The 9,804-nt window shown below is 43.8% G+C and carries 9 protein-coding genes; 3 read left to right on the forward strand and 6 right to left on the reverse strand.

The window, feature by feature from the left end:
- Positions 1-60 precede the first annotated feature (60 nt).
- Positions 61-561 carry a BCCT family transporter gene (locus EI164_RS11925; RefSeq protein WP_413038462.1) on the reverse strand — a complete coding sequence of 167 codons (501 nt, stop codon included), beginning with the start codon at positions 559-561 and terminating at the stop codon, positions 61-63.
- Positions 562-668: 107 nt separating this feature from the next.
- Between EI164_RS11925 and EI164_RS11930 the strand changes: the two genes are divergently transcribed.
- Complete coding sequence (locus tag EI164_RS11930) at positions 669-1,808, forward strand: M14-type cytosolic carboxypeptidase (RefSeq protein ID WP_192520179.1); 1,140 nt, start codon at positions 669-671, stop codon at positions 1,806-1,808.
- Positions 1,809-2,191: 383 nt separating this feature from the next.
- Here the strand turns inward: EI164_RS11930 and nfsB are convergent, their stop codons facing one another.
- The 4 genes from nfsB to EI164_RS11950 form a co-directional block, all read right to left on the reverse strand.
- Complete coding sequence (nfsB, locus tag EI164_RS11935) at positions 2,192-2,848, reverse strand: oxygen-insensitive NAD(P)H nitroreductase (RefSeq protein WP_192520180.1); 657 nt, start codon at positions 2,846-2,848, stop codon at positions 2,192-2,194.
- Between the two features lie 208 nt (positions 2,849-3,056).
- Positions 3,057-4,118, reverse strand: coding sequence for a zinc-binding alcohol dehydrogenase family protein (locus tag EI164_RS11940; protein ID WP_192520181.1), 1,062 nt, complete (start codon positions 4,116-4,118; stop codon positions 3,057-3,059).
- Positions 4,119-4,275: 157 nt separating this feature from the next.
- A complete protein-coding gene (locus tag EI164_RS11945; RefSeq protein ID WP_192520182.1) occupies positions 4,276-5,166 on the reverse strand; it encodes an SDR family NAD(P)-dependent oxidoreductase in 891 nt (296 codons plus the stop codon).
- A gap of 394 nt (positions 5,167-5,560) precedes the next feature.
- The gene (locus EI164_RS11950) at positions 5,561-6,517 is read right to left on the reverse strand and encodes a hypothetical protein (RefSeq protein WP_225739265.1); all 957 of its coding nucleotides are present in this window, start codon (positions 6,515-6,517) and stop codon (positions 5,561-5,563) included.
- 121 nt (positions 6,518-6,638) lie between these two features.
- Here EI164_RS11950 and EI164_RS11955 point away from each other — a divergent pair, with 121 nt between their 5' ends.
- A complete protein-coding gene (locus EI164_RS11955) occupies positions 6,639-7,607 on the forward strand; it encodes a LysR family transcriptional regulator (protein ID WP_318779548.1) in 969 nt (322 codons plus the stop codon).
- Positions 7,608-7,772: 165 nt separating this feature from the next.
- On the opposite strand, the gene EI164_RS11960 is transcribed toward EI164_RS11955, so the two are convergent.
- Positions 7,773-8,678: a LysR family transcriptional regulator gene (locus tag EI164_RS11960; RefSeq protein ID WP_192520183.1), complete on the reverse strand. Its 906-nt coding sequence runs from the start codon at positions 8,676-8,678 to the stop codon at positions 7,773-7,775.
- 297 nt (positions 8,679-8,975) lie between these two features.
- Between EI164_RS11960 and EI164_RS11965 the strand changes: the two genes are divergently transcribed.
- Positions 8,976-9,804: L-lactate permease (locus tag EI164_RS11965; RefSeq protein ID WP_263972667.1), on the forward strand; the 829-nt coding region annotated here is incomplete at its 3' end.

Raw genomic sequence — 9,804 nt, forward strand, 5'->3', positions numbered from 1 at the left:
GTTACAATCCTCGTTAAGGTCTCGACATTATCGTCGGCTTGCGCCTAGTTTGGTGCAATTTTAGCAATCAGCAGCCCTAATATTTGAATGTTCAACAAGCCCTAATAATAAATGAAAAGAAAACCAGAAAAATAGCGTTAGGCTAGGGGCAATAATACCAATCAACTCAAATTCACGAATGGAACGAGTTTTGGAGATACGCGCTAAGAACATACCAACGAATGGTGCAAATGCAATCCACCATGCCCAGTAAAATATAGACCAACTGGTTTGCCAGCTACCAAGTTCAGTATTAGGATCCCAAACAGTAAAGACCATTACGGGTACATGGAGGATATAAGAAAAAATACCTTTGTCCAGCATTTCTAGGGCAAACATAGAAGCGCCAAAAATTAAGAAGAATCCTAGTAGTAAGAATGATAATATCATATTGATATTACTGAGCCATTTTACCCCGCGACCAACGCCTGATAGAGCAGAGGTGATGGCTAGGCATATGACTACAAACAGTGATAACAGCAACGCACCTGTAGTCGGTTCAGTATTCACAGCGTTAGTCACTAACCAGCTGATACGCGATTTGAGGTCGTAAAGACATAAGTAAATTATCAAGTACTCTCATTACTACTCTGTAAGACACCACTATAAAACTGAATTAAGGAGCGATTATGCACATTACTGCTAATTTTGATGCAGGTAATATCGAGGTTATTAACCTAGATGATAAAAAAGACATTCAATTAGCCATTCGTCCAGACATTGGCGGTGAGTTTTTTCAGTGGTTTAACTTTCGTCTGTCTGGTCAGATAGGAGAGCAGTATGTTCTCAATATCATGAATGCAGGAGAGGCATCTTATCTAGAAGGGTGGGAGAGTTATCAAGCAGTCGCTTCGTATGATCGTCAGCAGTGGTTTCGTTTGCCAACCTCTTATAAAGAAGGCAAATTAACCATCATGGCAGAGCTGGAATGCGAAACCATTCAAATTGCTTATTTTGCTCCTTACAGCTATGAGCGTCACCAAGATTTATTGGCAGCAGTACAAACGCACCCATTGGTAATGCTAGAGCATTTAGGCGAAACGCTTGATAAGCGCGAACTGACCTTGGTTAAAATCAGCAATGATGATAGCAATAGTGATGCGAATAAACGCAACATATGGATTACCGCCCGTCAGCATCCAGGTGAGACGATGGCAGAGTGGTTGGTCGAAGGTTTGTTATATGCTTTATTAGACAGCGATAATCCCACGTCTAAGTCGTTATTGGATAAAGCGAACGTTTATATTGTGCCCAATATGAACCCTGACGGCAGCGTGCGTGGACACTTACGTACTAACGCGGTGGGAACCAATTTAAACCGTGAGTGGGAAAGCCCAAGCTTAGAGAAAAGCCCTGAAGTATTTCATGTCATTAATAAAATGAAAGAAACCGGCGTTGATCTGTTTTATGACGTGCATGGCGACGAAGCACTGCCGTATGTATTCCTTGCTGGATCGCAAGGCATTCCAAGCTATAGCGACCGTCTCGCTGGTCTACGTGATAGATTCTCAGAGATATTGAAATTGGCAAGTGCCGACTTTCAGTCTGAAATTGGCTATGAGATTGATGCACCAAGCACGGCCAATATGACGATAGCAACCCACTGGGTGGCTGAGCATTTTGATTGTCTTGCTAATACGTTAGAGATGCCATTCAAAGACAATGATAATCTGCCTGATAAGGAGATGGGCTGGTCACCAGAGCGCTCTGCTAAATTGGGGGAAGCCTCGTTAGTGGCTATGCTTGCCGTGGTAGATGATTTACGTTAGTTTTATTTAAGTAAGAGTGAAGTCCAAAGTTTTTATCAGTGCAATGCCACTACTATGACAACGATAGTGATGGCATTTTTAGGTCTAAAATAACACCGTTAAATCAGACTCCTAACGATAAAAAACCAAACGGCCAATACCAATATTAAAATTGTGCTTATTGACCGTTTACTAGTGCTCAGATTAAAGACGGCCAATACCATAAAAAATGTATTGGCTTATAGTCGATCCACTATAAAACAAATACAGCGATACGGGTTACATTTTGAGCCGCCTCTGTCTGCGTAGGCACAGAAAGCAAGAAAAATGTAACCCGTATTTGTGGTTGTGCCTCTTTTATTTAGGACTGACTATATCATGTTTACGCTTACTTTGATTAATGATTAAGCCTTAGTGAAAATCGCTTCTTCACCCAAGCGTGATTTGGGTATCTCGGCATTAAAATCGTCATGATTGCGGTAACCAAATGATATAACCGCCACCGCAGAATAACCTTTGCTACGCAGGTCAAACTCTTCATCCAGCGCTTGTAAATCAACACCTTCCATGGGTACGGTATCAATTCCTAATAGCGCCGCGCCCAACAGTACCGAGCCCATGTTTAGGTATACCTGTTTGGCCAGCCAATGTGGCTCATCTTTTACATCATATCTATGAATGTCTAAAAACATTTGGCGTGCTTGGTGCATTTGTGTTTTGAATTCTGGCTGCGCATAACGGCCATCTTCATCTTCTTTTGTTAGCACTGCCTGCATGTATTCATCATCGGCGTGGATACGTGTGCAAAATACCACTACGTGTGAGGCATCTACTACTTTAGGGGTATTGAAATGAAAGGCGCCTTGAGTGCTTTTAGCAATACGTGCTTTGCCTGCGTCATCATCTGCAATCACAAAGCTCCATGGCTGAATATTGGTACTTGATGGACTCATTTGTAATAGGTTTTTGATTTGCGCAAAGTCTTCATCAGCAATTTTTTTGCTTGGGTCAAATACTTTGGTGCTGTAACGCCAGTTTAGGGCTTCATTAATGGTTTTCATAATAATCCTTGAATGCGGTTGGTTAATGACGGTTAGGTATAGTCAATCCTAAATAAAAGAGGTATAACTACGCGATATGGGTTACATTTTTCTTGCTTGCTGTGCCTACGCAGACAGAGGCGGCGCAAAATAATGTAACCCGTACCGCTATATTTATTTTATAGTGGGTCGACTATATATAAAGTTGGTATCAGCTATGCAAAACAGGCTACTCGGCGGTATCAGGCCAGCCTTCTAGTACAATTTTTCCGTGCGCGGCTCTATCTTCTAGCATTTGGTGGGCGCGTCGCACGTTTTTAGCCGTGATGGTGCCAAGCTCGTGAGCCACGGTGGTTTTTAGCTTGTCTGCATCAATTAAGGTGGCCACCTCATTTAACAAATGATGCTGCTCTATCATGTCGGGTGTGGTAAACATCGAGCGGGTATACATAAACTCCCAATGTAGGCTTATGCTTTTTAGTTTTAAGGCATTCACATTTAAGGTGTTGGGGTCATCTATCAGTCCCAGTTTGCCTCGTGGTTTTAAGCATTTAATGATTTCATCAAAATGTTCTTCGGTGTTGTTTAAGCTCACCACGTAATCTACTTCGGTAATGCCGATTTTGTTCAGCTCATCTGACAATGGGTTACGATGATTAATTACATGATCTGCGCCTAGCGTTTTTAACCATTTAACGCTTTCACTGCGGGATGCTGTGCCAATAATTAATGCGTTGGTTCGGGTTTTGAGCAGCTGCGTCATGATTGAGCCCACGCCGCCTGCAGCACCGACCACTAAAACTGTTGGGCGATTCTCTGTCTGTTGTGCTGAGCTCTCATCAGAATCTTGGCTGAGAGTAACGGGCACTTGTAAACGATCAAACAACATCTCCCACGCTGTGATGGTGGTTAAGGGGAGAGCCGCTGCTTCAGAGAATGAAAGTGATTCTGGCATACGTCCCACAATACGCTCATCAACCAGTTGGTACTCGGCGTTACTGCCTGAGCGGGTCAAATCACCTGTGTAATACACATGGTCGCCCACGGAAAATAAGCTCACTTCGTCGCCCACGGCCGTCACCACACCTGCGGCATCCCACCCAATAATCGCGAACTCACTCTCTGCGGCTGGTCTTGATTCACGGATTTTGTAATCAACCGGATTGACTGAAATGGCTTTTATCTCGACCAAAATATCACGGCCCGATGCCACCGGTTTGTCGATAGTAATGTCTTGTAATGCCAGCTCGTTGCTGATGGGTAAGTTGTGCTGATAACCAATTGCTTTCATAGTGGGTGTCCTAAATGTGTTGGTTGTGATATGAATATAATTTTTTTGATGCCAATGCTTGTGCTAGCTAAGTAGTGCGACTAAGTAGTGCTGACCAAGTTAATGCTAATTAAGCTAGTGCTCATTAACATACGGATATATGATTGAGCAGATACCTTTAGGCCGTTAGTATTTTTTGAGTGTGCTGTAATAGCGTGGTGGTGGCCGCTGTGTTAAAGGCATCGCTATGCGGTTTACCAAACTCGCCGCGTGCATCGCCGTGCTCGCCTCTAATATCATTATCAAAATATTGGGCTGTCTCGGTTGCAAACTCATCGGCCACGGCTAAGGCCACTAAAATACCTGCGCCTTTATCGGCAGATGACCAGTGTTGTCCGTAAGCGTCATTTGCCATACGGGTATTGAGCAATGAGCCGGGGTTCACGGCAACCACGTTGATATTTTTGGCAGCCACTTGTTCTGCCAGTGCCATGCTCCACATGGTTAGTGCCAGTTTGCTTTGTGCATAGGCGTCTTGGTCGCTCAGCCTGCATTGCCCAGCCAAGGCCGGTTGCGATACCGCTTGCTGCGCCGCCGAGCTTAAATTCACAATACGGGCAGGTAAATGGTTGTCAGAATTAGAAGCATTGCTTGATGCTTGAGGTGTACTCATCAATGGTAGCAATGCTTGGGTGAGTAGGTACGGCGCAAAGTAATTGACCACAAAGCGCACATCAAACCCTGCCTCAGTTTGGGTGTTGGCGACTTTAAATACGCCTGCGTTATTGATTAGCACATCTAAGTGCAAGCCTGTCGCAGTGAATTTATTTATAACAGCGTCTGCCATGCTTTTAACATCGGTCAGCTTAGCAAAATCTGCCACAAAACCATCCACGTCTACTTGTTGATTAGATTGAGTCGCCACCGCTTTTACCTCAGCAATTACCGCCGCCAGTTTATGGGCGTCTCTGCCATGTAGGTACACGTTGTGCCCCAATTGTGCCAATTTAATGGCGGCCAACTTACCAATGCCATCGGTACTACCAGTGATTAAGATGTTCTTTTTCATTTTTTATCCTTATTCTTGTAATAGTGAAGCCGAATGGCTGATACGTCTTTGTTAGCCGTCATCGTTATTTATCATCATTAACAATAGTAATAAAGTTTGCGTATGGTCACCAGTAGCGGCCACTACAAACACTTTCAATATTTTTTTGAAAATAGTACAGATATGGTCAGTGAAAAGTAATATCAATACACCATGCATCGCTGATATCACTTTTTCTCGCTTGCTGTGTCTACGCAGGCAGAGGCTACAAAAAATCGATATCAGCAATACCGTAGCGTTTTTAGGATATTTTGACTGTAATATCGAGATATTAACCCACTAGCCACGCCAGATGCCCTGCCCTAAGATGACCCTATATACCACTCTGACTCTAGATTGACATATAGGGTCATGGTTAAAATGGCGACACGCTATCGGGCTGGCTATGCGGTATGCTCCAGCGCTGCTGGGCATTAATACTGGTATTGGCCGCCCCACCGCGCGGTACTTGCATGTTATCGCCATACAGCCATAGCAGCATATTGGTACGCTGGCCGCTGGTAATAGGGTGCGCTGCATGCGGGACGGCGCCTCGGTGGATAATCGCCATACCAGGTTTAAAAATGGCACGTTTGGTTTGTCCCAACTGCCGATCAACAAAATCAACCTCTGACCCAGTAAACGGCTCATCTATCAAATTTAAATTGATATTCATGGTCACCGCCGATGCATCGGTATGGAGCTGTAGCGCGGTATCGCCCGTTGGCTGATACTGAATCGAAAACCCAAAGGTTTGGGTGTCGTAACCATAAATATTGGCAAACAATAAGCGCGCGATTGGGCGCATATAGCGGTTCATCAGGTTGCTATAAAATGCCTGAAAATGTGGTGCCGCCAAATAGCCTTGTGAGCGGGCATCAAGCATCGCGCCATTGCGGTTTAACGCAATGCCATAAGGAGGTCGTATCGGAATGTTGGTATCTGAAACCGCTTGCAAATAGCCGCGCAATTGGTGCAGCTGTGCAGGGTCAAACAACTGCCCTTGGTAAACGTTTGGTAAGATCTCTTGCCACAAATCTTTAACGGCCATCTCGGTAGAGGGTGTTTGCCATGCTTGTGCGACAGCCGCACGTAGGCTTGGGTCAAATAAAGTCTCATCAAGCATTGGCAGATGCTGCTCTGTGGTTTCCCATTCTACCCAGGCTTGCTCTAGTAAAGGGCTGTTTTGCTGCCAAAAAGCCGCTACCGATGGCGCACGCCGTAGCATATTTTTTTTTGAGGGTAGCACTAGGTTACGCGCCTGCTGTAGTGGGGTTGGTAAGGCATATGGTTGAGTGTTATGTGTGCTCATAGGCTGTTTTATCGTATTCATAATAAGTGTCCAGATAGGTTTATAAATCTTATAGGCACATGTTACTATAATTGATTGGTTTGATAATCAGGCCGTTTAACGAAACAGTTTCAATAATTTTTATATAATGATGCGCAATTGAGTGGCAGCAACTGGTTTTACGCGCCACTTTGATGGAAGCGAGGATGTGATGAAAAATTTGCAAGATTTACGTATTTTTATTGAAACAGCACGCTTGGGCAGTTTGTCTGCCTGTGCGCGGCATTTAGATTTGTCGCCCGCTGTGGTGAGTGCGGCAGTAAAACGCTTAGAGGCCGAGATTGAAACCGTGTTGTTTGTGCGCTCAACCCGCAGGTTGCGTTTAACCAGCAAAGGTGAGCAATATTTAAAGCATTGCCGAGATGCCGTGGCCATTTTAGACAACGCTTATGCAGGGCTGCATGATAATGATGCCGACTTAACAGGCACGCTTCGGTTGTCTGCCTCATCCGATTTGGGCAGAAACCTAGTGCTACCATGGTTAGATGACTTTATGCAGATTCACCCCAAAGTGACGGTGCAACTACATATGTCAGACAGTTATGTCGATTTATATGGTCAGCAGATTGATTTGGCATTACGTTATGGCGCGCCCAAAGACTCGTCATTAGTGGCGCTGCCCATTGTGCTGAATAACCGGCCTGTGCTGTGTGCCGCGCCTGCGTATTTACAAAAAGTTGAGCAGGGTATTGGGATGCCAAAAACACCAAACGACTTAACTCAGCATAATTGCCTGTGTTTGGGTCACGATGAAAAATACTTGAGCGAATGGACGTTTGAGAAAGACGGTAAAACCAAGCGTGTGGCCGTGGCTGGTAATCGGCGCAGTAAAGATGGCGATGTAGTAAGGCGTTGGGCTGTGGCAGGTCAGGGGATTGCCCTTAAATCACAATTAGATATAGCCGCAGATTTAAAAGCAGGCAGGCTCGTTGAGGTAGCAGTAGGTGGCTGGCAAGTCGCTAATTATCCGCTGTATTTGATCTGCCCAGAACGGCGCTTGATAGATCCGCTATTTAATGCGGTTAAAGAATATCTAATCGAGCGGGTCGCAAAGGTGCTGGCAACACCTTGATTGCTAGGGCGTGTCTTCATTTCAAAAATGGTGATAAAAATGAGATAAATTGCCGTCAAACAAGGAAAATAGGAAGCAGTTATGAATACGCAAGTAAAAAGCCTTTAAAGTTACATCACTCATAGCTTTAAAAGCTTTTTAATAACGTATAGGCTTAGCTTCTACCTAGCAGTAATAAGCCTGTTTTTGCTGTAATGATTGTCGCAAATGCTCAACGAGCAGTTTTAACTTTTGATCGGGTTGTCTTGCCTTAGGATAAACCGCATACATCCCCATTTTTTTTCGGGTAAAGTCTTGCAAGATTTGCGTCAGCGTATTTTGCTGTAACTCTTCATAAACCAGTGCCTGTGGTAAAAAAGCGATGCCTAAATCACTAAGTAAAGCACGTTTAATGGCGCTCAAATGGTTACTGTTAAACCGACCATTTACGGGGAGTAGCTGCTCTGTGCCATCTACATACAACGGCCATATGTCATTGGATGTATTATCAAACTTATACATCAAACACTCATGGCTTTGTAGTTGTTCTGGAGTTTGTGGATGACCATTTTTCTTTAAATAGCTTGGTGTGGCACATATTATCCATTGACTGTCTAACAGCCGCCTTGCGATGAGTGACGAATCTTCGAGCTCAGCAGTTCTTATTGCTAGATCGAATCCTTCTTCTATCAAGTCAACCAATTCATTGCTAATGTGTAAATCGACCGATATCTCAGGGTGCTTTTTGCAAAATTCGGCAATAGATTTACTCAGCACCAAGCTAGCAGACACGACAGGCATGGTGATACGTATTTTACCTTTCATATCCTCACCGTAACCTGTTACGGCATTTTCGGCTTCTTGAAAGGCAAGTTTGGCAATTTTTGCTTTGTTATAAAGCATTTTACCCGCGTCGGTTAAGCTTAATTTTCTGGTGGTTCTATAGAGCAGTTGCACGCTCAAGCTTTCTTCTAGTCTTGCTATACGTTTACTGACTACTGAGTTGGTTAATGATAGTTTTTCAGCGACTCTCGAAAACGACCCTTCCTCAACAACCTGAACGAATAAGACCATATCGTCAGCTTTAGTCATACTTGTTCCCCAATTGGCGTAATATATTTGAGATTATATCAAAAAAAGAAAATAATATTATCTTTTGAGACAATATATCAATTTATGAACAAAGCGTAGAATATCCTAGATATTACTAAGTATTCGACCATAGCGCTGGTTGTAGCGTAGCGGTTTTGATTTGGATCGATAGAATGCTTTGATAAGTAAGGATACTTACTGTAAATATTTAACAAGCCCCAGTCGTAATGTAGTCGTTAAAATGAAAATTTAGATGGCTTCATTCAAGGAAGATTACACAATAAAAAGGATATGATTTTGAATCAGACAATGTATGGGCTCCTGGCATTATTGCCAATCATTCTTTGTGGCATTTTGTTGATTGGTTTGCAATGGTCAGCCAAAAAAACAATGCCAATTATCTTAGCTGTTACCGCTGCACTTGCTCTTTTCGTATGGGATATGACGTTCACTCGAGTATCTTCATCGATCATTCAGGGAACGATCATCACCGTCTCAGTATTGTGGATCGTTTTTGGCGCTATTTTCTTACTGAATACCTTAAAACACACGGGTGCTATTGCCGTTATTCGATCTGGCTTTACCAATGTATCGCCAGATAGACGTGTACAAGCTATTATTATTGCATGGTGCTTTGGCTGCTTCCTTGAGGGTGCAGCAGGTTTTGGTACAGCCGCTGCTATTGCTGCGCCTTTACTGGTAGCGATAGGCTTTCCGGCGCTAGGTGCCGTGCTAATGGGAATGATGATACAAAGTACGCCTGTATCATTTGGCGCGGTCGGTACGCCTATCGTTATTGGGGTAAACAAAGGTTTGGATACGGCTGCTATCAGCACTCAGCTGGCTCAGCAAGGGCTAGAGTGGAGTGACTTCTTACAACTGATTACTAGTCAAGTGGCCATTCTTCACGGTGTCATTGGTACATTTATGCCACTCTTTATGGTAATGATGCTGACTCGATTTTTTGGTAAAAACAAAAGCTGGAAGGAAGGCTTTGAGATTTGGCCGTTTGCTATTTTTGCAGGTTTGGCATTTACGCTTCCTTATACTTTAACTGGTATCTTTTTAGGACCAGAGTTTCCATCACTGGTCGGTGGTTTGGTTAGTGTCGCCATCGTTGTTAATG

The organism is Psychrobacter sp. FME13 (assembly GCF_014861395.1).
In the GTDB taxonomy this organism is placed as follows: Bacteria; Pseudomonadota; Gammaproteobacteria; order Pseudomonadales; family Moraxellaceae; genus Psychrobacter.